We start from the raw sequence: 24,856 nt of genomic DNA, 5'->3' as shown, positions 1-24,856 counted from the left end.
TTCCAAAAGCCCATTGAACATGTCTTATTTAGATAGATTATCATCCTCGGAAAAAGGCATGACTCTGGCCGGGGTTCCCGCTGGCTATCGCCCGCTGTTCCTGTCCGAAATTGCAGCCAATTCGGGACAGCGGACGATGTTCGTCGCGACCGACGACGCCGCGATGAGTGCAATAGCCGAAGCGGCCCGTTTCTTTGAACCCGACCTCGATATCATTGAGTTTCCCGCTTGGGACTGCCTGCCCTACGACCGCGCATCTCCGGCCCTGCATACAACATCCGACAGGCTGGCCGCCCTGGCCAAGCTGGCGCTTCCCTGTGCTGGAGGACAACTGGTTGTCACCACCATCAATGCTATAACCCAGCGAGTACTGACACCATCGCGGATCAAGGAATTTGTCACCCATCTTGCCCCCGGAACGATCGTCGAGCAGGAAAAGCTGATCTCTTTTCTCTATGCCAACGGCTTTGTCCGGGTTGACACGGTCGCCGACAGCGGTGAATTTGCCGCCCGCGGTGGCCTGATTGATCTGTTTCCGCCCGGCGCCGAAATGCCGATCCGGATCGACCTTTTTGGTGACGAGATTGAAACCCTGCGGCAATTCGATCCTGCCGATCAACGCACTGTCGGCAATATCGACGAGCTGGATCTGCTTCCGGTATCAGAGTTTCTTCTGGATCCGGACAGTATTACCCGCTTCCGTACCCGCTATCGGGATCTTTTCGGAGCCGTCGCCACGGGCGATGCGCTCTATCAGTCAATCTCCGACGGGCGGCGGTTGGCCGGGATGGAACACTGGCTTCCGCTTCTCGAAGACCGGCTGGCTACTATTTTCGATTATGTCGGAGACGATTGCATCATTCTTCAAGATGCTGCCGGCTCTGCGGCTGCTGAAGCACAATTTTCCGCTATTGCAGATTATCACAAGAACCGGGTTGAAGCCGACAAGGCCAATCTTTCGAGCTACCGTCCGCTAGAGCCGTCATCGCTTTATCTGACGCCGGAAGAATGGCTGGCCCGCGAGCAGGATGCGCCGGTCCATGTTCTCAGCGAATTCGACGAACCCGAATCCGATAGCGTCATTTCCATGTCAGCTTCGTCTCCCCGCGATTTCGCGCCGGAGCGAGCGCGCAACGAGAATATCTATCAGGCGTTGAGCACCCATCTCAACAATCTGACCAAGGCCGGAACGACCGCAATTGTCGCCAGCTACAGCAAGGGATCGCGCGCCCGTATCCTCGACCTGCTCAAGGATCATGACGTCAAGACGCCAGTCATCTGTGACGACTGGGAATCCTGTCTTGCAACCGGCGCTTCGGTTGCCTTGACAATATTGCCCCTGTCTTCCGGCTTTCGCAAAGAGGGCCTGTCGCTGCTCACCGAGCAGGATATTTTTGGCGACCGGCTGGTCCGCAAATCCAAGCGTCGCAAAAGCAGCGATGCCTTTATCGAAGAGCTTTCTGCGCTCAGTCAGGGTGATCTGGTCGTCCATCTCGAGCACGGGATCGGCTTGTACGAGGGCATCGTCTCAATCCCGGTCGGCGAAAGCCCCCATGACTGCGTCCATCTGAAATATGCCGGCGGTGACAAGCTCTACGTCCCGGTAGAAAATATCGATGTCCTCAGCCGCTATGGTGAAGGCGGAGACAGCGTCGTGCTGGACCGGCTCGGCGGAGAAGCATGGCAACGACGCAAATCGAAGCTGAAGGAACGCATCCGCGCCATAGCCCACGAATTGCTGAGAACCGCCGCTGCGCGCGCTTTGCAACCGGCGACGCCGGCCCGGGTAGACGCCAGCGAAATGGCCGGTTTTGTCGATCGCTTCCCCTATCAGGAAACCGACGATCAGCAGCAGGCAATCGAGGAAGTGCTGTCCGACATGGCGTCCGGCAAGGCGATGGACCGTCTGGTTTGCGGCGACGTTGGCTTCGGCAAGACCGAAGTCGCGATGCGGGCGGCCTTTGCGGCAGCCATGGCCGGGATGCAGGTTGCCATCATCGCGCCGACTACCCTGCTCGCCCGTCAGCATTTCAACAATTTCGAAGAGCGTTTCCGGCCTTTCCCGGTAAAAATCGGCAGACTGTCCCGGCTGGTTTCACCAGCTGAATCCAAAAAGACCAAGGATGGATTGGCAAGCGGAGAAGTCGATATTGTCATCGGCACCCACGCTCTGCTCGCGAAGTCGATCGAATTCGAGCGGCTCGGCCTGATCATCATCGATGAAGAGCAACGGTTCGGCGTGACCCACAAGGAACGACTCAAGGCGATGAAGGCGGACGTCCACGTCCTGACGCTGACCGCCACACCCATCCCCCGCACGTTGCAGATGGCGATGACCGGCATGCGCGAGTTGTCCGTGATCCAGACACCGCCGGTAGACCGGCTGGCGGTTCGCACCTATGTCATGCCCTGGGACCCTGTCCCACTTCGTGAGGCATTGCTGCGCGAACATTATCGCGGGGGCCAGTCCTTTGTCGTCGTTCCGCGAATTGCCGACCTTCCCGATATCGAAGATTTTTTCAAGAAACACGCCCCCGAACTGACTTATGTGGTTGCTCACGGACAAATGCCCCCAGCAACCGTGGAAGAGCGTATGTCTGCCTTTTACGACCGCAATTATGACGTGCTGCTGGCGACCACGATAGTCGAAAGCGGTCTGGATATTCCGAGCGCAAACACACTGATCATCCACCGCGCCGATCGTTTCGGCCTTGCCCAGCTATATCAGCTCAGAGGCCGTGTCGGACGATCCAAAACCCGGGCTTATGCCTATATGGTCACTCCAAAAGACCGGGTCATTACCGAGAAAGCGGAGAAACGCCTGAAGATACTCGGTGATCTCGACAGTCTGGGCGCCGGATTTGAACTGGCCAGCCATGACCTTGATATTCGTGGCGCCGGCAACCTTCTTGGCGACGAACAATCCGGCCATATCAAGGAAGTCGGCTTCGAGCTTTATCAGTCAATGCTCGAAGACGCGATTCTGGAAGCGAAAGCCAAGGGCTCGGGCCTCCAGGTCCAAACCGACAGCTTCTCCCCCCAGATCACGGTCGATGCGCCGATCCTGATTCCCGAGGCCTATGTTCCCGATCTGTCCCTTCGCATGGGACTCTATCGCCGGATGAACGGTCTCAAAACGCTTGCCGAAATCGAATCCTTTGCGGCAGAAATGATCGACCGTTTTGGCGATCTGCCGGTCCAGACGGACAATCTGCTGAAGCTGATGCATATCAAGATGAATTGCGTAAACGCACAGATCACAAAGATCGAAATGGGCCCCCGCGGCGCGTTGGTCAGTTTTCACAACGACCGCTTCCCCAATGTTCCGGGCCTGCTCGACTATGTCGAACGGCTCAAGGGAACGGCTCGGATTCGGCCGGACCACAAATTGTTTATCGAACGCAAGTGGCGCGATCCCAAGTCCCGTCTCCATGGCTTGACCCAGCTGACAACAGGCCTATCGAAACTGGCGCAACGCGTTACCGCTTAGTTGCTGCGCAGTGCGAAAGCTTCAAATTCATCCGGTGACAGCGGCCCGGATCGGAGGAAGCCCTGGAAATATTCACACTCCTGCTCGATCAGGATATCGAGTTGGGATTCGGTTTCAACCCCTTCGGCGATGACACCCAGATTCAGGCTGTGAGCCATGTCGATTATCGACCGCACCACCACCTGGTCCTTCGGCGAGCCGCTGATATCGCTGGTCAGCCCGCTATCGATCTTCAGATAATCGACAGGCAACTGCTTTAGATAGGAGAGGCTGCTGTAACCGGTCCCGAAATCGTCAATCGCAATGCGAACGCCTGCGGACCTCAGCCGCTGCAACGTATCGGCAGATGCCGACAGGTTTCCGATCAGTTCCGATTCCGTGATTTCGATAGTCAGGCGTTCCGCTTCAAAACCAGCGGCTTCGACCTGTGCCAGAATATCGACGTCAAAAGATGCTGCAGCCAGATCGCCAGCTGTGACGTTTAACGAAAGACTCAAGAAACCGAGACTCTCTGGCCAGTTGGCGGCCAGCGTCAGTGCCTGTTTATGAATTTGCGTGGAAAGCGATTCCATCACCCCGGCGCGTTCGGCGACCGAGAACAAGGTGGATGCACCCAACAGCCCATATTCAGGATGCTCCCAGCGAGCCAGAGCCTCAGCGCCTGTGAGTTGTCCGGTGGCCACTCTCAATTGCGGTTGAAACGCGATGACAATTTCGCCGCGCCCCATCGCTCCGGCCAATTGAATTTCCAGCAATTCCTCAAAATGCACATCTGCTTCGGAAACGGAGCTGAACTTTATCGGCAGAGCGTCGGCCGCGGTCGCTTCTGCAAGCGCCAATACTGCTTTTCTGATCAACGTTTTTTCGCTCGAATCCTTATGCCCTATCGCCACCCCGGCCCGCGCAACGAGATGGATTGGTCGCCCCTCCCATTGCAGATCGGAAAAGACGCTATCAAACAGATCATTCGCAAAAGCCGAAATCTCGCTGCTGTGGATATCTGCCAATGCGATCAGGAAATTCTGACCGTCCAGACGCGCAACAATCTGCGAGCCGGCATATAACCGCTGCGTCTGATCCATCAGCCTGTGCCCGACAATGCGCAGCAGTTGATCGCCGACATTCCGTCCGAACGCGGCATTGATCATGCGGAAGTTTTTGAGGCCGATCGCGATCAAGGTCAGCGGTTTCCCGGCCTCCAGCTTCTCCCTCACCCAGGTGCGGGCGGCAGCTGTATTCCGCAGCCCGGAAAGCAAGTCCCGGCCGCGCCAATCGTCGACTTCTTCATTGTCGGCAAGATATTCGATTCTACCAAAAATTCTTCCCTCGGCTTCGTGCAGATGATGGATCACTGCCCGGCCTTTGAATCGGTGAGGAACCGCAGCCTGTCTGGCACCATCGCGCAGACGTCCCATGGCACCCCGCACGCGCTTCCGCTCTTCGCTCGATAGATTACGATATATTCCGGTGGCAGGATATCGCCCGAAATCAATCTCGCTCGCCGCCATCCTCAGACTTTCACTGATCCAATATTCACGGACGGGGCCTAATGTCATCGACCATTGCAAATCTGCAAATGTGAGCATCGAATGTTCGTGACTCGTGCGTTCCGCTCCGCCGCGGAAATTCTCGGCATAGCGATAGGCATATTTGATTGCCTGGGCGAGATTCGCTCCGGAATCGGCAAAATCCAGATAATGGGTTGCACCCGATTCAAAACATTGTTCAAGAATCTGTACATTCTGGCTACTGTCAACCAACACCAATATCGCGACCCCGCCTTCAGTGGCCGTCGAGGCAAGTTCTGCAATGGCCGTCAAGCCGTCATTTTCTGCTCCGCGAACATCGATCACGGCAATCATCGCTCCGGCCGAAAAAAACCGTGCGCCCAGATTGTCCAGTCTGCGGGCAGAATGAACCCGCCACCCGAAAGACGCAATTTGAGAGGCCAGCGGATCGCGCTCTTGGAACGAAAGCAGAAACAGATTTCTGAATTCTACCGGATGCGTCGGCAGGATGGATAATTCGTGAACCTCGAAGCTCCTTTAACTGGGCGCCGTAACACCGGTTTTCTGGCGATCGACCATGACTTCCGTAGCAGCAAAACCTTTATAGGGCGTTGCCTGAGCATTAGGAAAACGCTAGCCTTTCAGCATTCAATCAACGTGAGGCGCTCAATGCAAGACGGTTTCGGACGCAAAATTGATTATCTTCGCATTTCGGTCACCGACCGATGCAATTTCCGCTGCCAATATTGCATGTCCGAGAAGATGACATTCATGCCAAAGTCGGAGCTTCTGACGTTGGAAGAAATTACCCTTATTGCCGAACGGTTCATCAGTCACGGTATCCGCAAGATCCGGCTGACCGGCGGCGAGCCACTAGTCAGACGGGACATGAAAGATGTGATCCAGCGGCTTGGCCGAAAAGTGGCGACCGGCGAGCTGGAAGAATTGACTCTCACGACCAACGGCTCCTTGCTCACCGAATATGCTGACCATCTCGCGGCTCACGGAATGCGGCGAATCAATGTCAGCATGGACACGCTTGATCCTGACCGCTTTTCGGAAATTACGCGTGGCGCCGATGCGAATGTCGTACTCGATGGCATCGAATCTGCCAAATCAGCTGGCATCCGGGTAAAGATCAATATGGTTGCGGTCCGCGACTTCAATGAAGCGGACCTTTTACCCATGGTGGAATATTGCGCGAAAAACGGTCATGATCTGACGATTATCGAGAGCATGCCGCTGGGCGACGTGGGGGCAGACAGGAAGCTTGCGCATATTTCAGCCGATGAGTTTCTGGCCCCCTTGAGGGATCATTATAGCATTGCTCCCATCGCTCATCGCAGCGCGGGCCCGGCGCGTTATGTATCGGTCGAACCGCTAGGTCTGCGACTTGGCCTGATTACGCCGCTCAGCAATAATTTCTGCGATGGCTGCAACCGGCTCCGCCTCACCACCGACGGCAAGATATATATGTGCCTCGGTCATAATGCCCATATCGACTTGCGCGCGGCGGTCCGCAAGGACGGTATCGCTAGCGTTGACCAACTGCTCCAACAGGCTCTAAGGCTTAAACCGCTGCGGCATGATTTCAATGCTCAGCTGGAGGGGTCCGCAGAGATATTGGAGCGTCACATGAACGTCACGGGCGGATGAGCGAAGCAAAATGGGCACTGATCGTGTCGCCTACCCAGCCGGCACAGGAAGCCGCTGAAAAACTGAAACCATTGATCGACTGGGTCCCGGAAGAAGAGGCCGACAAGGCCGTTGTGCTGGGCGGTGACGGGTTCATGCTGCAAACGCTGCACCAGATGCTCAATCGCCGCAACATCATGCCGGTATATGGGATGAATTTGGGCACCGTGGGCTTCCTGATGAACAACTGGCACATGGACGACCTCAGCGAGCGGTTGCGCAAAGCCAGAGCATTCAAGGTCAAGCCGCTCAAGATGGAAGTGGAAACCATTTCCGGAGCCAAATTCACCCTGCCCGCGATCAACGAAGTATCGCTTTTGCGCGAAACCCGTCAGACAGCCAAGCTGGAAATCGAGATCAACGGCCGGATCATGATGGAAGAACTGGTGTGCGACGGTGTGCTTATTGCCACGCCTGCCGGCTCCACCGCCTATAATCTGTCCGCCAATGGTCCAATCTTGCCATTGACCTGCAATCTTTTGGCACTGACTCCGATCAGTCCCTTTCGGCCACGTCGATGGAAGGGAGCAATTTTGCCGGACAAGATGGAAATCACCATTCGCGTTCTCAACCCCGAAAAACGGCCAGTTAGTGCGGTTGGCGATCAACAGGAAGTCCGTGATGTCAGTTGCGTGAAGGTCGCGATCGACCGCGCCCAGTCACTCACAATGCTGTTCGATCCGGAACATGCACTGGACGATCGCATCGCCATGGAACAATTTGTTGTTTGATGGCTTGCGGGACGCAAATGACATTGTTATAGGCGCGCTTCACCATGAAAGGCTCGGTCCAGAATCGAGCGTGTTCCCCGATAGCTCAGTGGTAGAGCATTCGACTGTTAATCGAATGGCCGTTGGTTCGAATCCAACTCGGGGAGCCATTTTTCCACCTGGTGTGTTTCGTTCCATAGTCTATCCGGCCCCGCTGCCGACAAGCACGCCGGCACCCCCCGTTCCGCTTTCTTCTGCTCTGCAAAAATAGCCTGAGACAAACACCCCTGTTTGTTTTTCGTGAAGTTTGCCGCAAAGCTGCTGGTATTCGGCGTTTCTGAAGCCTCCGTCGCGCTCAGAGTATGATTTCCGGTTGGTCTGCCAAAGGTGACGCGCTAGCCGGCAGGTCCGGGCCATCGGGGCATTATATGGTCGCCAACGCCCGAAGTCTTGGCCGGTGCCTCGGGCCTACCGCGCTTCCGTCTGGTTCCTGGCCAGTTTTGACTTTTCGGTCGCGATAAACTGTTCCATTTGCGCTTCCATCACTGGCAAAGGCACCGCGCCCAGCGCCAGATAGGCATCATGAAAAGGCCTCTGATCAAAAGCGGTACCCAGTTCCGCCTCGGCCTTGGTGCGCAACTTGCGAATGCTCATCTCGCCGAGCTTGTAGGCCAGTGCCTGCGCAGGCCAGGAGATATAGCGGTCCACTTCGGTTTCGACATCTCGCTCGGCAAGTGCTGTATGGCTGGCAAGATAATCAATCGCCTTCTGCCGGCTCCAGCCTTTGCTATGGATGCCGGTATCGATCACCAGTCTCACGGCCCGCCACATTTCAAAGGTTTGCCGGCCAAATTCCTCATAAGGGGTTTCGTACATGCCCAGCTTGGTGCCCAGCCATTCGGTGTAAAGCCCCCAACCTTCGCCATAGCCGGAGAAATAAATATCCTTGCGAAATTCCGGCCGGTCGGGTGCCTCTAGCGCCACCGCCGCCTGAAAACTGTGGCCCGGGATGCATTCATGGAGTGCCAGGGCTGTCAGATTATAGAGCGGTCGGGATGGCAGATCATAAGTGTTGAACAGACAACTCTCGAGCCCGCCACGCCCCGATGTGTAGATCGGTGCGATCGCATCCGGTACCGGGCGGATGGTGAACCGATAACGCGGCAGGAAGCTGAAACTGTCCTTGAGCTTGCCGTCCATTTTCTTGGTGACATAGGCGGCATAAGACAGCAGCTCGCGTGGAGTTTTGGCATAAAATTGCGGGTCGGTCCGCATGAACGCCAGAAACTCCGGAAACGTCCCGGCAAATCCAGTTGCCTTCATCGTCGCCTTCATGTCAGCATCGATCCGGGCCACTTCCTTCAGACCGATCTGGTGAATCTCTTCGGCGGTCAGATCCAATGTGGTGTACAGGCGAATCTGGTCCCGATAGAAGCGTTTGCCATCTGGCAAGGCATGGGCATCAATGGACGTTCGCGCACGTGGCATGTAATCCTCACGCATGAACCGCAGCAGCGCCCGATAAGCCGGAGCGACCACAGCCTCGATTAGTTCCAACGCCTCCGTGCGCATGGCCACCTGGTCCTTTTCCGGAATGGAATCGGGCATATCGCGAAAAGCATCGTAAAACGGATTGTCCTCGCCGGTCACGGTATAGGCTTCGATGGTGTCGTCACGCCCCTCGATCCCCACCCGTGGCACCGTATAGCCGCGCGCCAGTCCGGCCCGCATGTTGGCAAAATTCTCGTCAAAATAACGGGGAATATCCTGCATGCGCCCAAGATAGTCCCTGTAACGAGCAGCACTCGAAAAACCGGTTCGCGGGTTGAGGCCGCCCCAGAAGAACGTGTCGCTGTTGAACGGCGCCTCATAGGTTTTATACTCTAGACTGTTAACCTTCTCCCAGATCATTTGACGAAAAACGGCGGCGTTGATCTGTTCCTCTGCCGAAAGCTGATCGAGTGCAATGGCATCAAGCTGGCGGAGCACGTCCTGCCAATAAGCCAGTCGTCTACCCTGGGTTTCTAACGTTTCACTGGGATAGCGATTGCCTTGCACCCAGCGATTGTCGTCCTTGACCAGTTGAAATTCCTGGTGCCGCCATTCGGTTTCGGCTTCGTAGAGCGCACGCAGCCTTGCATCCGCTGATACTGCATCGGGCGCCGTTTCAGCTCCGGCTTCCTGAGCAAAGGCGGAGGGCATCAAACCCAGACTGGCGACGCCGAGGCAGAAAGAAAATCCGATGCGCGATAATGTCATGACGAGGTCCCCGATCCAAGATGGATATTTGATCTGCATAGAGGCAGGCCAGATCGCATAGGTCAAGCCTTCGCCCCCCATAGGAGAAAAGTTTCGATGCTAGCGATGAAGAATTGCTAGCCCAGCCGCACAGGCCAAGACCTCAAACAAACAAGATTCGTAGCGCAACATAGAGGATCAGCAAGGCCGTCAGCCGCCTGATCCATATCTCGGGCAAAGCCTTGCTGGCCAACAGACTGCCGATCTGGCCGCCGAGCAGCACAGCGACGAACAGCGGCCAATAGGCGATCAACGCGTCAGCGCCGAGACTCCAGCCAGACTTCATTATCTGCCCGGCCAGACCAGCGGCCGAGTTGACCAGGATGAAGACGCTGGCGGTAGCGGCGATGCGGCGGCTGTCGGACCAGCGAGTGAGCAGCAGGATCGGAGCGAGGAAAATGCCTCCGCCGATGCCGACCATGCCGGAGAGGAAGCCGATGCCGGTACCGATCGCGGGGGCGAACAGCTTATGACCGGTCCATTGCCCTTTTTGCGTCTCGCCCCCTGCCCGTCTGATAAATGGCTCGGTAATAAGCAAAATCCCCGCCGCTGCCAGCGACAGGCCTAGCAGCAGCATGAAACTGTCCCGCTCCAGCACCATGCGGCCGCCCAGCCATGCCGCTGGCACGGATAGCAGGAGGATCGGCCAGATTCTGGACCAGTCGATCAGTCCTCGAGACTGGAAGCGGATGGTGCCGCCGGTGACAACGATGATATTGCATAATAGAGCGATGACCGGCAGCGCCCGATAGTCGAGCGAGGCCAGCGCCAGCAGGGCGATATAGGTGGAGCCGCCGCCAAAGCCGACGCTGGCATAGAGCGCTGCGGTGATCGCAAACAGCAGGGCCAGGCCGAGAATTGAAATTTCCATCTCAGATTCCGCCTGACCCTCTGCGTTTCAGATCAGAACTTTCCGTGGCAATGCTTATATTTGCGACCTGAGCCACAGGGACATGGCGCGTTGCGGCTGACCTTGCTGCCATCGAACTCATCCTGCGGATTGTTCATCTGTCCGGATTGCCGGGGTGGCAATGTGGTAGATACCGTCCCCAGCGTGCCGCCGTCGATGTCGTTGCTATTGTCTTCTCCGGTCAGCGGATCGATGTGAGTGGTCAGGAAATCCGGCAGTTCCGGCAATTCCGGCACCGCAATTTCTTCCTGACGGTGGAACTGGCTGATCGCGATCGTCTTGGTTACGCCTTCGCGGATGATTTCCAGCATGCGTTCGAACAGGCCGAAAGCTTCCTGCTTATATTCGTCGAGCGGCTTTTTCTGAGCATAAGCGCGGAGGAATACTACCTGACGCAGAGCATCCAGCGTGGCGAGATGTTCCTTCCAGTGGTGGTCCAGCAATTCGAGCAGTATCGATTTCTCGATCTGCGGCCAAACACCCGGATTGTCACTTTCGACCTGCGCGACCTTGGCTTCAAAATCGGCGTCAGCCATTTCGGATATCCGGGTCTCGATGATCTCGGGTTCAACCGCATCCTCCTGCATCCAGCTGTCGATATCGGGATGGAGATTGAGCACTTCTGCAACACGGGTCTTCAGACCCTCCACATCCCATTGCTCCGGATAGGTTCCGGGTGGACAAGCGTCGGCAACAATCGCATTGACCGTCTCGTGGCGCATGTCCTCGACAACGTCACCAACCGTCTCGGCATCCATGATCTCGGAGCGCTGCTCGTAGATCACCTTGCGCTGGTCGTTCATCACGTCATCATATTCGACGACCTGCTTGCGCGCTTCATAGTTGCGCGCCTCAACCTTTTTCTGTGCCGTTTCGATCGCTTTTGACAACCATTTGCCGCCAATGGCTTCGCCATCTTCAAGATTCTTGTTCATCATCTTGGCGAACATGGTCTCGGTGCCGAATATCCGCAGCAGATCATCCTCGAGGCAGAGATAGAAGCGGCTGAGGCCCGGATCGCCCTGACGACCGGAACGGCCGCGCAGCTGGTTATCGATCCGCCGACTTTCGTGACGCTCGGTGCCGAGAACGAACAGGCCGCCCGCCTCTCTCACTTCTTCGCGCAGCGCCCGCACTTCTTCCTCGATCTTGGCTATGGCCTTGTCCCGTTCCGGCCCCTCTTCCATGTCGGAAAGCTCTTCCTCGATTCTAAAATCGATATTGCCCCCGAGCTGGATGTCGGTGCCGCGACCAGCCATGTTGGTCGCGATCGTCACCGCGCCGGGAGAACCGGCCTGCGCCACGATATGCGCTTCCTGCTCGTGGAAGCGGGCGTTGAGGACGTTATGCGGCACTTCTTCCTTGTTCAGGAAGTCTGACAGCAATTCCGATTTCTCGATCGAAACGGTCCCGACCAGAACCGGCTGGCCCTTTTCGCTATGTTCCTTGACGGTCTTGGCGATTGCGGCAAATTTATCGAGCGTGTTCTTGTAAAACTCGTCATTCTCGTCGATCCGCAGCACCGGCTTGTTGGTCGGAATGGTGACGACATTCATCTTGTAGATTTCGAAAAATTCTGCCGCTTCGGTTTCCGCGGTGCCGGTCATGCCGGACAACTTTGGATACATGCGGAAAAAATTCTGGAAGGTGATCGAAGCCATGGTCTGGTTTTCGGGCTCGATCTGGACGCCTTCCTTGGCTTCAACTGCCTGATGCAGACCGTTGGACCAGCGCCGTCCGTCCATCATGCGTCCGGTAAATTCATCGATGATGATGACTTTGCCATCCTTGACGATATAGTCGGTATCGCGCTTGCGCATGACATTGGCCATCAGCGCCTGGTTGAGATGGTGGACGACTTGGGTGTTTTCAAAATCGTACAGGTTGCTGCCGACCAGCAGCCCGGCCGCTTCGAGCAGACGCTCGGCCTTTTCCGTGCCTTCTTCGGTCAGAGCGAGATTGCGCGACTTCTCGTCTTTTTCATAATCCTCTTCGGTCAGGTCCTGAACGACGGCGTTTACCGACAGATATAGATCGGATTTGTCATCGGTCGGCCCTGAAATGATCAGCGGGGTCCGGGCTTCGTCGATCAGGATCGAGTCAACCTCGTCGACAATCGCAAAGTTGAAAGGCCGCTGGACCATCTGAGCCCGCTCGTGCTTCATATTGTCGCGGAGATAGTCAAAGCCGAATTCATTGTTGGTGCCGTAGGTAATATCCGCTGCATAAGCCGCGCGGCGCTTTTCCTCGCCCAGGTTAGGCACGATCACGCCCACTTCCAGCCCGAGGAAATTATAGACTTGGCTCATCCATTCCGCGTCACGGCGGGCGAGATAGTCGTTGACGGTGACAACGTGCACGCCCTTGCCGCCAATGGCGTTGAGATAACAGGCGAGCGTCGCAACCAGCGTCTTGCCTTCGCCGGTCCGCATTTCCGCGATTTCACCGCGATGCAGAACGATACCGCCGATAAGCTGGACGTCGTAATGGCGCTGGCCGAGGGTTCGTTTTGCAGCTTCCCTGACGACCGCAAAGGCTTCGGGAAGAATATCGTCAAGCGACTCACCGCCAGCGGCCCGTTCCTTGAAAGAAACGGTTTTCGCCGCGAGTTCTTCGTCCGAAAGCGGTTCTATTTCGGGCTCGAACGCGTTGACCGCGTCGACCACTTTTTGCATCGATTTTACGTAACGGTCGTTGGCTGAACCGAATATAGATTTGGCAATACCGCCGAGCATGATGATTTCCAATTTGTAGATTTTTCCGGCCGATAAAGAGCCGGGAACAGGATGAATTTAGGGAGTTTTTCTGGCCATTCAATAATGGCACAGCAGAGAATGGCGCTAGGGCGCGCCTTCTTCATGTTCCAGCTTGTCGCCGGTTTCGGAGCGCATCGCAACGACGGCCCAGATTGGTTTTTTGCGGTCTGTTCTGGCCAGAGAATATGTTCCGGACGCGCCAGTTTCTGCCAATTCTATGGTATGATGGTCCGACAAAGCTGCTTTCGCAGATGTAATGACAGACGATTGATCGGCAATCAAGGCTTCCGACAGGTTGGCGGTGCTTCCCAATTCCGGTATCATGCGCGCTTCGGCTGCTACAGACGCAGGCACGGCAAGGCCGACAGCGTTGAATAGCAGCAACATAAAACTTGCAAAATATGCGTTCATGGACAAGGCCTCGTCAATATCAGCGCGTTCTATCAAAACATTGTATAAAGGCAAGTTAAGTGTCGGACAAACTTTCGCCTCTGGCCCCAGCAATATCCCCAGCATTACCCGATATTGCAGGCGTCACCTGCCGTATCGCCCGGGCGCGATATAAGGATTGGGATCGCTGTGACCTCACATTTGTGAAACTGGCAGCGGGAACGTCGGTTGCCGGTGTCCTCACGCAAAGCAAATGCCCCTCTCCGGAGGTCGAATATTGCCGCGAGGCCCTCAAGCAGGGCAAGGCTCGCGCTTTGATCGTCAATGCCGGCAACGCCAATGCCTTTACCGGCGCCCGCGGCATGGCGGCGGTGCAGAAGATCTTATCGCTGACCTCGGCCCATCTTGGCTGTGCGGAGGATGAAATATTCGTCTCTTCGACAGGTGTGATCGGCGTGCCGCTGCCGCAGGACAAGGCCGAAGCTGGCCTGAAAGCTGTGTTCGAGGCCGACCCGTGCGGCTGGGAAGATGCGGCGGCAACGATCATGACCACCGATACTTTCCCGAAGATGGCGACCACGAGCGCCATTGTCGGCGGCCAGACCGTCCACCTCAGCGGGATCATCAAGGGATCCGGGATGATCGCTCCGGACATGGCGACGATGCTCGGCTATATTTTCACCGATGCCACGGTGGAAGCCGGTTTTCTGCGGGAAATGCTGAGCGCGGCGACGGCCGAAAGCTTCAACTGCATTACCGTCGACAGCGATACGTCGACCAGCGACACTGTGCTGGCCTTTGCTACGGGGCAGAACCCATCCCCTGCCCTGACCTCGTTCGATGACGATGGCGCGGACGCCTTTCAGGCTGCGCTTGCCGATCTGTGCATGCAGATGGCGCATCTGGTGGTGCGCGACGGTGAAGGCGCGAGCAAGTTCATCGAAATCGCGGTGACCGGCGCGGACAGCGACGACAGCGCCAAGCGCATAGCCCTGTCGATAGCCAATTCGCCGCTGGTAAAGACTGCCATTGCCGGCGAAGACGCCAATTGGGGCCGCGTGGTAATGGCTGTCGGAAAGGCTGGCGAACCGGCGGATCGCGACCGCCTGGCGATCGGCTTTGGCGGGGTTACCGTAGCGCGCGACGGTCTGGTCGTGCCGGATTATGACGAAGCGCCGGTAGCCGCGCACCTCAAGGGCAGCGAAATCGATATCGCCGTCGATATCGGGCTGGGCAGCGGCAGAGCAACGGTCTGGACCTGCGACCTGACCCATGGCTATATTGACATCAACGCCGACTATAGGAGCTAGGCCATGCATCCACTTTATCAGCCCGTTCTCGATATAATCGAGAATGCGTCGCGTGATATCGTGATGCCTTATTACCAGAATCTGAAATCACACCAGATTGACGAAAAGACACCCGGCGATCTGGTGACGGTGGCGGACAAGCTCAGCGAAGAATATATTGCCGGGGCGTTGTCAGCATTGCTGCCGGAAACCAAGATTGTCGGCGAGGAAGCCTTTGCCGCCGATGAATCGTTACTGGATCAGCTGGCCGACGGTCAGGTCTGTATTATCGATCCGATTGACGGGACTGGCAATTATGCCGCTGGCCGAGGGCCATTCGGGATCATGATCGCTCTGGTCGAACAGAATGAAACCGTGGCAGGCTGGCTCTATGACCCGCTAACCGGGCGCATCTGCCATGCTAACAGAAATGGCGGCGCTTTTATAAACGGGGAACAGATTGCCGTTGCGGAAGATCATCCGGAACAACCCGTTGCGGCTCTGGCGACCGGTTTCATGACGCCCGAAGAGCGGGATATTCTGTTGGCCGCTGCCGAGCCAGTTTACGAGATTGTCGACATCCCGCGCTGCGCCGCCGAACAATATCCGCGACTCGTGCAGGGAACCAACCATATTTCGGTGTTCCAGCGGACCCTGCCCTGGGACCATGCATCGGGGGTGTTGTTCCTCAACGAAGCCGGCGGAAAATGTGCGCGGTGGGATGGCTCGGACTATCGTCCTGCCGACCGCAGAAAGGGGCTACTCGGCGCTTCGTCACCGAAACTCTGGGACGAAGCAGCCGAGCGGCTTGGGGAAATTTTCAGAAATTAGGCGGAGAGCGACTGTTCCAGCCATGCCTTGAGCTGGCTTTTCGGAGCGGCGCCAACCTTGGTTTCCACTGGAACCCCGTTGTTGAACAGGATCATGGTCGGAATGCCGCGCACGCCATATTTCGCAGGCGCATCCGGACTGTCGTCGATGTTGAGCTTGGCAATGGTCACCTGACCACCCATTTCATCACTGATTTCTTCCAGCGCGGGGCCGATCATCTTGCAGGGGCCGCACCATTCTGCCCAGAAATCGACGAGGACCGGGCCGTCAGCCTTGAGGACATCGCCTTCAAAACTTGCGTCGGTAATTGCTTTGGTAGCCATAACGAATCTCCAATTGTTTAAACTCTATTTAGGTACGGTAGGGCCGCTGCTCAAGCGCAGTAGCGGAAAGGATTTTCATGTCGGCTCAAAGCCGGGCTTGTGCCGCTCGATCAGATCAGCGGAAAGCGTCAGCATTTGCGGGCCGTGCGAATAGAGCAGGCCCGCCTTGATCGGACGATTTGGAAAAATCTTTTCCAGGGCTGCTACATAGGCTGCCATCTGCCGCAGATAGGCGACCGGAGCCTCTTCCGCACTCTCGGGAACCCGGCGGCCGGTTTTAAAATCGACGACATATATCTGATCATCGGTGATCAGCAGACGATCGACCGTGCCGGATATAACATGCTCGCCAACCACCGCGGCAATCGGCGCTTCTGCCAGACTCTCTGGCCCGAACAAGGGGAACCATGAGGGATTATCCATCACCGCCAATACCGTATCGACAATTTCCGCGCGTCGAGCCTGGTCGGCGATCCGCTTTTGTTTTGCCAGCCACTGATCGGCGACGTCAACGCGACGATCGGGTGCGATATTCGGCAGCCGTTGAAAAAGACTGTGCAGCAGGATGCCGCGCTCGGCAGCATCGCGCATCGTCATATCCGGCGGCGGGTTGCTGGCATCATCAGGGCCGAGATGCGATGGCGCCAACGGTCGGGGCGGGCGCGCTTCTTCCGGAGCCGGTTCGAAAAGCCAGTCCGCCCGCGACGGCGGATCATCGGCCTGACCTGTTCCGCTTTCGAAGGTGGACGGAGCAGAGGGCTGGTCCGGATTGTCGATCCTATATTCCCGAACCGCAGACCAGTCAGGATCGTCCCGCCAGTCACAATCGAGGGCCATCATGCCGCGTTCGATCGCTCCAAACCAGCTCAGCTCCGGCACCTCGCCCTTGGCTCTCGGTCCCAGAACACCGGCAACCACCAGATGCTCTTCCGCCCGGGTCATCGCGACATATAAGAGCCGCCAATGCTCTTCCATCGCGATTTTATCAGCGTGAGCGGCGTGTTCGGCCAAGATGCCCACGCGCTCCGCCTTGCGGACGGGAACCACCGGATATTCGAGCTCGCTGCGAGACCCTTCGCCAAGCTTTATCGTAAATCCGCCACTTTTCTTGCTGGCCGGATCGAAGGTAGCGTTCGCCAGGATCACCAATGGAGCTTGAAGGCCTTTAGCGCCGTGAACGGTCATCAGTCGCACTTCATTGCCGCCCTCGACCTGCTCGCGCTTGATTTCGACGTCCCCGCGATCGAACCAGTCCAGAAACCCCTGCAAGGTCGGGATATGATCCCGTTCAAAAGAAAGCGCCGTTGCCAGCAATTCGTCAAGCGGGTCGACGGCTGCGTGACTGAGCCGCGCGAGCAATTTGCGCCGGCCCTGCATCGGGCCTGACAATATCGTTTCCAGAAACTGATAGGGCGTGTTGAAATCCGCCATAGCCAGCAATTGCATCAACGGCTTGATCAACTCGTCCAGCCCGTCCTGCCTGCGCAAAAATTCCCACAGGCTTTTCTCCGCCTGTTTCGGTCCACGATAGCCCCGCGCCAGCAGCTCTTCCTGAGTCCAGCCAAGCAGCGGCGAAACCAGCAAACTGGCGAGATTGAGATCGTCGTTCGGCTGCAATACGAAGCGAATGGCGGCCAGCAGATCCTGCACCACCAGCGGCTGGTTAAGGCGGATGCGGTCGATGCCTGCCACCGGCACCTTTTCGGCAAACAGGCGAGCGACGATGAGAGCGCTGAGCTCGTCACGCTTGCTCACCAATATCAGGATGTCTTTCGGCTGCAGCGGGCGATTTTCCCGGTCGAGCCAAAGCGGATTGTCCGGCGAGAACCATTGCTTGATCTGCAGCGCCAGTTGCTGCGCAAAAACCCTTTTCTCTTCGCTCGCCCATGATTCCTCATCCTCGTCATCGGACTCGCTATTATTGGCGATCGGCTTCCATAGCGTCACGCTGCCGCTGCTGCCCGGATAATTGCTGCGATGTTCGGGGACGCGCTGATCGAGCCCCAGTTGCTCGTGACTGAGCTGTTCCAGCGTGGCATCAACAACGTTGAGAACCGGCGGGGTCGAACGGAAGCTGCGGTCGAGCGACAGATCCCCGAACGGCTGTTCCGATGCCTCCGCAAGGCCGAAAAACTCGGTTCTTGCATTGGCGTAATTATGCGGGCTGGTTCCCTGAAAGCCGAATATCGCCTGTTTGAAGTCGCCGACAGTGAACAAGGTCCGGTGGCGTTCGGGATCAGCGCCCATACCGGCGAAAAACTCTTCCGACAGCGCGCCGACGATATCCCATTGCGCGAGATTGGTATCCTGCGCTTCGTCGATCAATATATGATCGGTGCGCTGATCCAGCTTGTAGCGGATCCATGCTGCCATATCGCTCTTCTGCAAGAGCCGGGCGGTCATCCGGATCATATCGTCAAAATCGACAACGCCGTGCAGTTTTTTCGCGTCGCGATAGCGATAGTAAAAGGCGCGTCCGGCTTCCAGCGCGCCGGCAAACAGGTCTGCATATTCAAACAGGACCGTCTTTTCGAGCAGTCCGCTGCTCCATTCCAGCAGAGATCCTGCGATGAAATCATAGTCCGGAAGGGCTTTCAGCAAACCCTTCGTCGGCTTCGGGGGCGCTCCGGTTGTCTTGGTAGCCCAGCCGAGATGCACTTCCGGCAAGGAGGCGGCGCGCTCTTGCGGGCCGAGCGCCAGCCACAGCCGGATCGCCATTTGGCGTTCCTGCTCCTTCTTGCCGCCGGATTCCGCCATGGCATCACGCAACAAGCTTATCGAACGGAGGTCGATCGCTTCGTCGGTGCAGCGTTCAGCCAGCCAGGACGACGCATCGCCGTCAATCGGCAAGCCCAGCAACCCCCGGACGAAGGGCAACACGCCCGGCGACAGCTGTTCCATCGCATCGGCCTTGGCCGCGCAGGCCATCAGAAATTGCTCTGTCGCCTCTTCGCCCATCCGCACGCTCAGCCGCTGGATCGCCTGAATGATTTCTGGACGCCCGGACCGCTCTTCGTCGAGCAGCAAATCACCCAGAGCATCGCGAGCCAATATCTTCTGATCGCGCGCCTCGATCGGCTTGAACATCGAGGCGATGCCCGCTTCTTCCGGAAAGGAAGCGAGCAGGGACTGGCAAAAGCCGTGGATCGTCATGATTCTGAGGCCACCGCCCTGCGCATCAAGGACGCGGGCAAACAGGGTTCGGGCGCGGTTCCTTGTCTCCGGCCCGGTCGACGCGCCGATCGCGGCCAGATCGCTGGCAAGCTTGGTATCGTCCATCCGAACCCAGGCGGCCAGTTGGCGATTGATCCTTTCCGCCATTTCCGCTGCACCCGCCTTGGTAAAAGTCAGGCATAGAATATGTTCGGGATCGACCTTTTCCGTCAGCAACAAGCGAAAAACCCGTGCGGTTAGTACCTGGGTTTTTCCGGTACCGGCAGATGCGCTGAGCCAGATATTGGTCTCAGGCTCGACCGCATCGATCTGGCGATCCATCAAGGGGAAGATTTTTGGCTTGCCGCTACTCATCGTCGACCACTTCCACGGGTGAACGCCCGTACCATTCTTCGAGCCGCATCAGCTGGTCAAAATCCGCATAGGGGGCATATTCCGGATGCAGCTTGGCGGTCATAGGTTCCGAGCCCAATATATATTGGTCCACCGCCTTGTTGAACCGGGCCACTGCATGGTCGACCATCGCATCGGATGGTACAACGTTATCGCCGCGCCCCTTGGTGGGCGAACGCACATAGCCGAAATTATCCGAACCCGCGGTCTTCGCCAGCGACCAATATTCAAAGCCGGTCGCCTCTCCCGCGATATCCGGGAATCCGCCGAGTTCGGCAATGGCAGCGAGCAGGCCGAGCTGGAGATTATATCCTTCGACCACCGCCTTGTTGGTCGGAGCACCGCCGGTCTTGTAATCGACAATCGCCAGACCGCCATCCGACATCCGGTCTATCCGGTCTGCGATGCCCGAGAGCTGGACACCGGCAATTTCGGCTTTCCCGTAGATTTCGGACGCAGCCGGTTCGCGCCCGGCCTTACGGTTCTCGTCCAGCGTTTTGGCAATCCACTCCAGACCCTCGATGAGGCGTGGTGCCCACAGACTGCGCATCAGCGGGTGCAGGGTCGGGTCACTAAGGAACCGGTCGGCCCTTTCCCGCAAGGCTCCGGGCGCGTAAATGTCCTGCTTGGCCCATTGTTCGAGAATGTCGTGAATGATCGTCCCGCGCCACGCAGCGCTCGGGTCTGCGTCGATCATGTCGAGCGAGGCAAAGCCCATGATCTTGTTCGCATAAAAGGCGTAAGGATCGGCGATCAGGCGATCGACCTGGGTTACCGAAATCGGGATGTGGCGTTGCTCGGCATTCGGCAGGGGAGCGGGGCGATCATAGGCCCCGGACAAGATTTCAGGTTCGTCGATGGACGCCATCCACCTGCGGGCCTCGGGATGTTCCCGCAGATTGTTTCCGCACATGCCTTTCAGGCGCAGCAGAAAGCGCGAGGCAATGGCGGGACCGGAATCATCCCGAACCGCCCGCGAAAGAATGACCTTCTTCGCGCCCATTGCGCCGACCAGATCATGGGCTGAAAGCCCTATCTGCCGCTCCTGCGCCGGTAGGCCAAGCGATTTGCGGATCATCGGCGCGAGCCAGGGGTCGGGCGTGATCGCTTGTGGCCAACTACCCTCGTTGAGGCCACAGCAAATCACAAGATCGGACTGCTGCAGGCGCGCTTCGAGCAATCCGTAAAGCGCGATCCGAGGATGGCCGCCATAAGCAGGGCGCACGGAGATGTCTGCCATCAACGTCTCGAAATAGCCGCGCAGTTCATTCGCCTGGATACGGATCGGTCCCATTTCAGCGCGAATCTGCAGCTTGGCCAGCAGGTCGGCCAGTTCCCGCCCGCCCGGCCCGGCCCAGATCGCGCCTTCGGTCAGATTTTCGGCCAGTTGCCGCAGCTGGTCGAGAAGCCTCGGCCAGTCGAGCGAAGACGCAAAGAGACTTTCCATCGGCTCGAACATCGTGCGGACCGATTGCCACCACGGGGTGATGGCTCCGCGCAATTTCCTTGTCCGGTGATTTTCGGCCCTCAAAAGTGCATCAATGCCCGCCAGCCCCGGGGCCGGACGCGGGCCACGGAGTAGCAGGTCCAGCTCACGGACATGGTCGAGCCATGAAAGCCGTCCTTCGCCGCGCTGCACCAGCGGATGCTTTAGCAGGGCGAGAAACTCGGCCGGGGGAAAGCCGTCGGCGACCGCAGCCAGAAGGTTCAGGAAAAACACGCCTTCCGGGAGTTTCGTCAGCGCTTGGCCTGCCGTATCGTCGACCTGAACATCCCATCGCTTCAAATGGGCGGAAATGCGGGTCGCCAACGACCGGTCCGGCGTGACAATCGCGATCCGTTGCTTCGGATCTTCCAGAGCCTCGCGGGCCAGCAGAGCGATAGTCTGCGCTTCCTCCGCACTGTTGCGCGCCTCGATGGTCTGCACCCCGGCGAGGCTGCGTTCGCTGCTCTCCAGATTCTGCCAGCGCACCGTCAGTTTCGGGATCGCGAAGGCATGGCTGAGCGCCCTGCTACGCTGTGCGACCGCTCCACTCTCACCGGTCCGTGGCCAGCGCAGGACTTCCCCGCGCGCCATCGACATCCGGTCGAGCAGCAATTTCATATGATATTGCGGATGGGTTTCCTGCGCCCGCGGCATATAGCCTGATTCCGGGTCCGGCTCGAACGGACCGAGCATATCCCATTCCTCGTCCGGCATGACCAAATCAAGGTCCGGCAGAACAACCAGACCGGCTGGCAGGAAAGCTATGGTTTCCAGAAAACGCGCGATGGCTGGTGCCGATGTGGTCACACCCGCCGCGACGACAAACTGAGCAGGCGGCGTTTCTTTCCAGGTTCTGGCAATATGGTCGAACAGCATATTGCGGCGAACCGCCTGATCGACCCGCTCCCATTGCGCCAACTGCTCTTGCCATTTCTCGGCAATGATCAGGAAAAAGCGATAGGAATCCTGCCAGTGGGTAGAAAGGTCGAGACTTTCCGGTTCGGTTTTCTTGAGATCGGACAGCGAGATTTCTTCGATGTTCAGTTGGTCGAGCGTGCCGCCAAATTCGCGGGCCAGCCGCAGCGCATCCTTCGCCAATATGGCATCGTCGCGGAGCCCGATTTCCTTCTGGATCATCTGGGCGAGCGTGAGCAGGCGGTCCATCGGATCGACCGCTGCCGGAATGTCGAGCGCCAGTTCCCCCGAATCCAGCGCCACGCCGATCGACTCATCGAGTTCCAGATCACCAATCACCGCCATTTGCGGCAGTAATAAGCCATCTTCACTCAGCCGGACAAAGGCTTCCTGCAAAGCGGTGCGCGCACGGTTATTGGGTAATATGACAAGGCCGCGGGCCAGTCCGAAGGCATCTTTGGCAAAACGGTCGATCAGTCCCTGCGCGAGCGCATCTGCGAAGCCGCCGTGCGCGGCAATATTGTAGATTGATGGCCGCCGGCGATCAGACATTCGCCAGCGCGGCTTCTGTCGGCGCTATTGCTTGCGGTGAACCGACCTCGAACCATTCGCCCTCGTGAACCGCACCGAACAGGCGCCCGTCGCCTATGGCCCGTTCCCACAGGATGTTGGTCGAGAAAGGACCGGACGGTGCGTCGCGGAGCAGTCGTTTGGAAAGCAGCTGGATGCCGGAGTAGATCAAAGGTGCCTTGTGGTCCGCGAGCTTGCGTGAAATCCGGTTTTCAGCATCAAGGTGAAAATCACCGTCGCCCTTGTAATTATGGGCCGACTTTCTTGACACCAGCAACAGCAGTGCATCCATCTTGTCCTCGTCCCACGCCTGCGCCAGCTGGTGGAGGCTGTTTGTCGGTCCATCGGTCCACAGATTATCGCTGTTGATACAAAAGAAATTCTCCGCGTCGATCAGCGGCTCTGCGTGAACCAATCCGCCGCCGGTCTCGAGCAACTCGGACCGTTCGTCGGACAATCGGATTTCGATCGGATATGGCAAGGCGGCAAGATGCGCCTCCATCATGTCCGCGAAATAATGTACGTTGACCACAGCCGTCCCTATGCCCGCCTCGACGAGCTTCTCGAGACAATGGTCGATCATCGCCTTGCCGGCGACCTCGACCAATGGCTTTGGCCGGGACTCGGTGAGCGGCCGCATGCGTTTGCCGAGACCGGCCGCCATGATCATCGCCGTGTCGACTTTGGTCATCAGGCTGTTTCCGCGATCGACATTGGCTTGCTTCTAACGCTAGCGGGAATATTCCGGTCGAACCATTCCGCCATCGGTTGGAGCGCAGGATGGCACAGGTCTTTCTCCAGCAGTCGCCACATGCGGGGCAGAAAATCGAGATAGCGCTGCTTGCCATCACGCACGCAAAGACGGGTGAATATCCCGATGATCTTGGTGTTCCGCTGCGCGCCCAATATCGCATAATGGCTGCGAAATTCTTCTGCCGCATCCTTGTCATGACCGGCGAGATAATAAGCGAGCATGGTCGCCTCCAGCGCGTCCGGCACATCGCGCCGGGCATCCTGCAGCATCGAGACAAGATCATAGGCCGGATGACCGACAAGCGCGTCTTGGAAATCCAGCAGACCGAGGCGACCGTCCTCGAGCAGCATGATATTCTCGGCGTGATAATCGCGCATCACGGTCACAGGCAGTTTTTGCGCAGCGATGACAGGCTCGAGCACCTGCCGCCAGATCGCCGCGAAGCTCTCGCCATCCACGTCCAGCTGCTGGGCCGGGCAATACCATTCGGTCAGCAGATTGGCTTCCCGCAAATATTGCTGTTCGTCATAAGCTGGCAATGCCGCAGCAGGCGCCCGATGCAATCCCTGCAGCAAATCAATGGTCTGACGATAGATCGCCCCTTCATCGGCCGGATGATCGTCGAGATGTTCGCGCATCCGCCGGTCGCCGAAATCCTCCAGCAAGACCAGCCCGTGGGTCAGGTCGCGCGCAAAAATCTCCGGTGCGGCAAAGCCGGATTCCGTCAGATATTCGGCAATCGCGATAAACGGTTTGGGATCTTCATGCGGGGGCGGCGCATCCATCAGGATCGCCTTGCGATCCCCTGCCTCGACGCGGAAATAACGCCGGAAAGACGCATCTCCTGCCACCGGCAATATTTGCGCGTCATCCCACCCGTGGTGTTTCAAAAAATCTGCCGCAGCTGCTGGCGGCTTCATGTCAGTGGCCATCGATCTTTCCAAGCGCTCCCTGCAGTCCAAGTCAACCGACGATTATCGTCGCCGGTAATTTCCAGTTCGATTCTGAGCGCATCACGCCAAAAACTGTCGGGCATCCGGTCGGGCCATTCGACAATCATCGCGCCCACATCCAGTATGTCATCAAGGCCAAGTTCGAAAATCTCGTCCGGATCGTCGATCCGGTAGAGATCGACATGCGCGACCGGAATTCTTGTTTCCGGCAGCTCATATTGCTGGACGATCGCGAATGTCGGGCTCGGAACTTCTTCGCCATAGCCCAGCCCCTCCAATATTCCCCGCGCGAAAGTGGTCTTGCCGGCACCCAGCGTTCCGCTCAAGGCAAGTTTGTCACCCTGGCGCAGCAAGGCACCAAGTTGTCGTCCGGCATCCAGAGTCGCCTGTTCGTCCTTCAGAAGCAGCATA

General features: G+C 57.6%; 16 protein-coding genes and 1 tRNA gene. 6 read left to right on the top strand and 11 right to left on the bottom strand.

Annotation, left to right across the window (positions count from 1 at the left end):
• Positions 1-19 precede the first annotated feature (19 nt).
• Positions 20-3,490 carry a transcription-repair coupling factor gene (gene mfd, locus HUO14_RS06625; protein WP_176279087.1) on the top strand — a complete coding sequence of 1,157 codons (3,471 nt, stop codon included), beginning with the start codon at positions 20-22 and terminating at the stop codon, positions 3,488-3,490.
• Here mfd and HUO14_RS06620 read toward each other — a convergent pair.
• The gene (locus tag HUO14_RS06620) at positions 3,487-5,352 is read right to left on the bottom strand and encodes a putative bifunctional diguanylate cyclase/phosphodiesterase (protein WP_176279086.1); all 1,866 of its coding nucleotides are present in this window, start codon (positions 5,350-5,352) and stop codon (positions 3,487-3,489) included. The genes mfd and HUO14_RS06620 overlap by 4 nt on opposite strands.
• 315 nt (positions 5,353-5,667) lie before the next feature.
• Here HUO14_RS06620 and moaA point away from each other — a divergent pair, with 315 nt between their 5' ends.
• The 3 genes from moaA to HUO14_RS06605 all read left to right on the top strand — a co-directional run bounded on the left by moaA (position 5,668) and on the right by HUO14_RS06605 (position 7,573).
• Positions 5,668-6,654: a GTP 3',8-cyclase MoaA gene (moaA, locus tag HUO14_RS06615; RefSeq protein WP_176279085.1), complete on the top strand. Its 987-nt coding sequence runs from the start codon at positions 5,668-5,670 to the stop codon at positions 6,652-6,654.
• Positions 6,651-7,424: an NAD kinase gene (locus tag HUO14_RS06610; RefSeq protein WP_176279084.1), complete on the top strand. Its 774-nt coding sequence runs from the start codon at positions 6,651-6,653 to the stop codon at positions 7,422-7,424. The genes moaA and HUO14_RS06610 overlap by 4 nt, the downstream gene beginning before the upstream one ends.
• A gap of 74 nt (positions 7,425-7,498) precedes the next feature.
• Positions 7,499-7,573, top strand: a tRNA-Asn gene (locus tag HUO14_RS06605).
• Between the two features lie 298 nt (positions 7,574-7,871).
• On the opposite strand, the gene HUO14_RS06600 is transcribed toward HUO14_RS06605, so the two are convergent.
• From HUO14_RS06600 to HUO14_RS06585, 4 genes are all read right to left on the bottom strand, one after another.
• The gene (locus HUO14_RS06600; protein ID WP_176279083.1) at positions 7,872-9,662 is read right to left on the bottom strand and encodes a DUF885 domain-containing protein; all 1,791 of its coding nucleotides are present in this window, start codon (positions 9,660-9,662) and stop codon (positions 7,872-7,874) included.
• 142 nt (positions 9,663-9,804) lie between these two features.
• Entirely contained in the window at positions 9,805-10,572 is a 768-nt protein-coding gene (locus HUO14_RS06595) for a sulfite exporter TauE/SafE family protein (RefSeq protein ID WP_176279082.1), read from the bottom strand.
• 32 nt (positions 10,573-10,604) lie between these two features.
• Complete coding sequence (gene secA / locus HUO14_RS06590; protein WP_176279081.1) at positions 10,605-13,346, bottom strand: preprotein translocase subunit SecA; 2,742 nt, start codon at positions 13,344-13,346, stop codon at positions 10,605-10,607.
• 105 nt (positions 13,347-13,451) lie between these two features.
• Positions 13,452-13,883, bottom strand: coding sequence for a hypothetical protein (locus tag HUO14_RS06585; RefSeq protein ID WP_176278790.1), 432 nt, complete (start codon positions 13,881-13,883; stop codon positions 13,452-13,454).
• Between HUO14_RS06585 and argJ the strand changes: the two genes are divergently transcribed.
• Both argJ and HUO14_RS06575 read left to right on the top strand, forming a co-directional pair.
• Entirely contained in the window at positions 13,838-15,067 is a 1,230-nt protein-coding gene (gene argJ / locus HUO14_RS06580; protein ID WP_176279080.1) for a bifunctional glutamate N-acetyltransferase/amino-acid acetyltransferase ArgJ, read from the top strand. The genes HUO14_RS06585 and argJ overlap by 46 nt on opposite strands.
• 3 nt (positions 15,068-15,070) lie before the next feature.
• Entirely contained in the window at positions 15,071-15,877 is an 807-nt protein-coding gene (locus tag HUO14_RS06575; protein WP_176279079.1) for an inositol monophosphatase family protein, read from the top strand.
• Here the strand turns inward: HUO14_RS06575 and trxA are convergent.
• From trxA to tsaE, 6 genes are all read right to left on the bottom strand, one after another.
• A complete protein-coding gene (gene trxA / locus HUO14_RS06570) occupies positions 15,874-16,200 on the bottom strand; it encodes a thioredoxin TrxA (protein WP_176279078.1) in 327 nt (108 codons plus the stop codon). The two genes, HUO14_RS06575 and trxA, sit on opposite strands and share 4 nt — an antisense overlap.
• A 75-nt stretch (positions 16,201-16,275) precedes the next feature.
• Complete coding sequence (gene addA, locus HUO14_RS06565) at positions 16,276-19,728, bottom strand: double-strand break repair helicase AddA (RefSeq protein WP_176279077.1); 3,453 nt, start codon at positions 19,726-19,728, stop codon at positions 16,276-16,278.
• Positions 19,721-22,720, bottom strand: coding sequence for a double-strand break repair protein AddB (gene addB / locus HUO14_RS06560; protein ID WP_176279076.1), 3,000 nt, complete (start codon positions 22,718-22,720; stop codon positions 19,721-19,723). Before addB ends, addA begins: the two co-directional genes overlap by 8 nt.
• Complete coding sequence (locus HUO14_RS06555) at positions 22,713-23,429, bottom strand: nucleotidyltransferase family protein (RefSeq protein WP_176279075.1); 717 nt, start codon at positions 23,427-23,429, stop codon at positions 22,713-22,715. The genes addB and HUO14_RS06555 overlap by 8 nt, the downstream gene beginning before the upstream one ends.
• Entirely contained in the window at positions 23,429-24,412 is a 984-nt protein-coding gene (locus HUO14_RS06550; protein WP_176279516.1) for an aminoglycoside phosphotransferase family protein, read from the bottom strand. Before HUO14_RS06550 ends, HUO14_RS06555 begins: the two co-directional genes overlap by 1 nt.
• Positions 24,409-24,855 carry a tRNA (adenosine(37)-N6)-threonylcarbamoyltransferase complex ATPase subunit type 1 TsaE gene (gene tsaE, locus HUO14_RS06545; RefSeq protein ID WP_176279074.1) on the bottom strand — a complete coding sequence of 149 codons (447 nt, stop codon included), beginning with the start codon at positions 24,853-24,855 and terminating at the stop codon, positions 24,409-24,411. The genes HUO14_RS06550 and tsaE overlap by 4 nt, the downstream gene beginning before the upstream one ends.
• Between the last annotated feature and the right edge of the window lies 1 nt (position 24,856).

The sequence above is a fragment of the Parasphingorhabdus flavimaris genome, assembly GCF_013371215.1.
Lineage (GTDB): Bacteria > Pseudomonadota > Alphaproteobacteria > Sphingomonadales > Sphingomonadaceae > Parasphingorhabdus > Parasphingorhabdus flavimaris.
Note: the sequence above shows the minus strand (reverse complement) of the source record. Positions and strands in the feature narration are given on the sequence as shown.

Bases quoted from the DNA above. Each gene is read 5' to 3' on its own strand.
- mfd (WP_176279087.1), top strand. From the start codon at position 20: ATGTCTTATTTAGATAGATTATCATCCTCGGAAAAAGGCATGACTCTG.
- HUO14_RS06620 (WP_176279086.1), bottom strand. From the start codon at position 5,352: ATGATTGCCGTGATCGATGTTCGCGGAGCAGAAAATGACGGCTTGACG.
- moaA (WP_176279085.1), top strand. From the start codon at position 5,668: ATGCAAGACGGTTTCGGACGCAAAATTGATTATCTTCGCATTTCGGTC.
- HUO14_RS06610 (WP_176279084.1), top strand. From the start codon at position 6,651: ATGAGCGAAGCAAAATGGGCACTGATCGTGTCGCCTACCCAGCCGGCA.
- HUO14_RS06600 (WP_176279083.1), bottom strand. From the start codon at position 9,662: ATGACATTATCGCGCATCGGATTTTCTTTCTGCCTCGGCGTCGCCAGT.
- HUO14_RS06595 (WP_176279082.1), bottom strand. From the start codon at position 10,572: ATGGAAATTTCAATTCTCGGCCTGGCCCTGCTGTTTGCGATCACCGCA.
- secA (WP_176279081.1), bottom strand. From the start codon at position 13,346: ATGCTCGGCGGTATTGCCAAATCTATATTCGGTTCAGCCAACGACCGT.
- HUO14_RS06585 (WP_176278790.1), bottom strand. From the start codon at position 13,883: ATGCTGGGGATATTGCTGGGGCCAGAGGCGAAAGTTTGTCCGACACTT.
- HUO14_RS06575 (WP_176279079.1), top strand. From the start codon at position 15,071: ATGCATCCACTTTATCAGCCCGTTCTCGATATAATCGAGAATGCGTCG.
- trxA (WP_176279078.1), bottom strand. From the start codon at position 16,200: ATGGCTACCAAAGCAATTACCGACGCAAGTTTTGAAGGCGATGTCCTC.
- addA (WP_176279077.1), bottom strand. From the start codon at position 19,728: ATGAGTAGCGGCAAGCCAAAAATCTTCCCCTTGATGGATCGCCAGATC.
- addB (WP_176279076.1), bottom strand. From the start codon at position 22,720: ATGTCTGATCGCCGGCGGCCATCAATCTACAATATTGCCGCGCACGGC.
- HUO14_RS06555 (WP_176279075.1), bottom strand. From the start codon at position 23,429: ATGACCAAAGTCGACACGGCGATGATCATGGCGGCCGGTCTCGGCAAA.
- HUO14_RS06550 (WP_176279516.1), bottom strand. From the start codon at position 24,412: ATGAAGCCGCCAGCAGCTGCGGCAGATTTTTTGAAACACCACGGGTGG.
- tsaE (WP_176279074.1), bottom strand. From the start codon at position 24,855: ATGCTGCTTCTGAAGGACGAACAGGCGACTCTGGATGCCGGACGACAA.